Here is a 3,183-nt window from a genome sequence, read left to right on the forward strand (position 1 = left end):
TTTGCTTCCCTTAATCAGTTAATTTGCCAAACAGGTTTAGCCCTGATTGAAACGACATCCTTTTTGCTTTTTCTGCAAAAAGATATAGTGGAAAGCAGGAAATAGCTTCTAAAAATTTTACAAACCTGCAATTTTATCTTCTCTTAGAATTTCTTCTGTCTCTACTTTTACCTTTTCTAAAATAACTTTTAGCTCTTGCTCAGTCATGTTTAAATGCGTGTTTACTTCTTTATCTGCAATTAAATTTAGTAAAGCTTTATCTTGTGCTCTACCTTTGTTCATTGCTTCATTATAACCAATATTCTCATTAAAAGTAACCAACGAATATTTAGATGCATATTGGGTTGGAAACGTTTTTTCTAAGTCCATTTCTATCTTTCTTTTTTCTTTAAATAACGGATTTGCAACATGGTCTTTCATCTCATGAAAATTGTCAATTGCTAAATCTGCAATGGCATCTGTGTCTTTTTTTCTTGCTTTTTGATAGGCTTTAAAAACAGTTTCCCAATTATAGATTTCTCCACGTTGGTCGAAATGACAGAGTATTTCATCTAACACAAAAACATCTTCAAAAGAAGCATTCATTCCTTGTCCGTAAAAAGGCACAATTGCATGTGATGCATCCCCAATTAATAAGGTTTTATTTTGATAGCTCCAAGGACTACATTTTATAGTTCCTAAAGGTCCTGTTGGATTTTTGATAAACTCTTCTTTTATATTTGGTATCAGTGCCAAAGCATCTGGAAATTCTTGTTCGAAAAACTGGGTAATTTTCTCTTCGGAAGTTAAATTATTAAAATTATATTCGCCTTCATCATAACTTAAAAATAGGGTTACTGTAAAACTGCCATCCATATTTGGTAGTGCAATGAGCATAAAATCGCCACGTGGCCAAATGTGTAAATGTCCTTTACTGATTTGGTGATTCCCTTTTGCATCCGCAGGAATTTCTAACTCTTTATAACCATGATTTAGATAATTTTGAGAATAGCTAAACAGGAATTTACGTTCATAAATATAGCTTTTGCGTAAAGAAGAACCTGCGCCATCTGCACCAAAAATAACAGTTGCATCTATAGAAAACTCTTGATTGGTTTGATAATCTTTAAAGTAAGCAATTGTATTTTCGATGTCTACTTTTTTGCATTTTTTATTGAAGTGAATGGTTACATTTTCATGTTTTTCGGCTTCATCCAGTAAAATAGCATTCAAATCTCCTCTAGAAATAGAATTGATATACTCTCCTTTTCTACCTGAATAATTAGAAGCAAAAGTATTTCCTGCTTTATCATGCATCAATCTGCCATACATGGGGATACAAATTTCTTTGGCTTTTTCTTCCATTCCACATAATCGTAAAGCTTTTAAGCCTCTGTCAGAAAGTGCTAAATTGATAGATCTACCTGCAGAAATATCTACTTTTCTTAAATCGGGTCTGCTTTCGTATACTTCAACTTTATAGCCTCTTTGCGCCAATCTTAATGCTAAAAGCGAACCACAAAGTCCTGCTCCTATAATGAGTATTTTATCTTTTTTGTTCATGTATTAATTGCATCACTTTTAAATAGGTTTCTTTGTAATTTTTAGTATGAATTTGAGGAATAAAATCCTCTCTTGGAACTTCATTTGTGTTATATAATTTTTCAAAAGGGTAACAATATCTCAATCTAGAATTTGGTAACGTTCTACAATTAATTGCCCCTAAAAGTTGTGCCATTTTTGTACCTACAACTGTGGCTGTAGAAATATTAGAAAATCCTTGTCCTATTGCCTCTCCAACACTTCCTGTCCATCTACTTACTAAAACATATACTGGTTTTACATAAGGATTTTTTAGGGGTGATAAAATTTCGATATATTTTCTTTTAATACCAAACTCTCTTTCTAAACCTACTCTTTCATGAATTTGATAAGGCATTTCTTTTTGGATAAATTTTCCCATAATAGCTTTGGCTACATCTGTATTACCTCCACTATGCGTATCTCTTAAATCGATAATAATTGCTTTTGTAGATTGTAATTGATCTACAACTTTTGGAAAGTGTTTGATAACATTGTTATTACCTAAAGAATTATTGATTTTAATATACCCAATATTATTTTTTAGTATTTTAGAATCTAATAAGTTACCACTTTTTTTTATGGGTGTTGCTTTTTCTAAGGATACTGTTTTTAATTTTCCATTTTGTCGTACTGTAATATTTCTTGGCTCATTGTGTCTTCCTGCAAAAATTAAATTGGCAAAATATTCTTTTACTACATCATTTGGGTTTATGATTGATTCTGGATAATTACTTTTTAAAATTTCATTTAAATCGACTCCATTTACCTTTAAAATTTCATCATCAATTTGTAAACCTGAATCTATAATTTTATATCCTTGTCTAATATCGTTGATATAATACTTATCATTTTTTACAGAAATATGTGCGTCTAAATCGTTCGGAATTAACCGAAAAGAAAACGCTAAATTTCTATTTAAGGTAAAATGTGGATCGTAAAGCTCATGTTTCATCAACTCTATTAAATAGGTAAACTCCCAATCTTTTTTTATAGATTTTAGTTTTTTACGATATACTTTTTTTACATTTTTCCAATTGGTTTGTTTGGCATCAAAATAGGCATATTCTGTATTGATGGTTTCCCAAAAATAATTAAAATCTTGTTCGTATTTATTTTGAGTTTGAACCGAAAAAGTTTCTATCAAAAAAAGTAGAATAATTATTTTCTTACTCATAAATTCTCTTTTAATATTTCGACCATTTTATAGACATCTTCAAAAGAATTGTACATAGGCACAGGCGCACAACGTATTACATCGGGTTCTCTCCAATCTGTAATAACATGGTTTTCCATTAATTTTTTATGCAGACTTTTATCAGCATTTTTTACTTGAATGGATAATTGACAGCCTCTTTCTTCTGGATTTTTTGGTGTGATGATTTTAATATCCTCTGAACCAATTTCATTAATTAAAAACTCAAAGTAACCCGTTAGTTTTTTTGATTTTTTACGCAAAGCGTCCATTTTTACCTCTTCGAACATATCTAGTGAGGCTAAAATAGCTGCCATGGATAATATGGGCGGATTTGATAATTGCCAACCTTCTGCACCTTCCATCACATCAAAAGGCATGCGCATATTAAAACGTGTTGCTTTGTTATGATTCCACCAACCAGCAAA

The 3,183-nt window shown here is 30.9% G+C and carries 3 protein-coding genes; all 3 read right to left on the reverse strand.

From position 1 onward, the window contains the following. Positions 1-117 precede the first annotated feature (117 nt). Entirely contained in the window at positions 118-1,542 is a 1,425-nt protein-coding gene (locus ACTG3S_RS14130) for an FAD-dependent oxidoreductase (protein WP_439129976.1), read from the reverse strand. Then, positions 1,526-2,737 carry a S41 family peptidase gene (locus ACTG3S_RS14135; RefSeq protein WP_439129977.1) on the reverse strand — a complete coding sequence of 404 codons (1,212 nt, stop codon included), beginning with the start codon at positions 2,735-2,737 and terminating at the stop codon, positions 1,526-1,528. The genes ACTG3S_RS14130 and ACTG3S_RS14135 overlap by 17 nt, the downstream gene beginning before the upstream one ends. Continuing rightward, positions 2,734-3,183, reverse strand: a 450-nt coding sequence (locus ACTG3S_RS14140; protein ID WP_439129978.1) for a kynureninase/PvdN C-terminal domain-containing protein, incomplete at its 5' end; no start/stop codon positions are given. The genes ACTG3S_RS14135 and ACTG3S_RS14140, both read right to left, overlap by 4 nt.

The organism is Polaribacter sp. (assembly GCF_965656025.1).
Classification (GTDB): Bacteria; Bacteroidota; Bacteroidia; order Flavobacteriales; family Flavobacteriaceae; genus Polaribacter.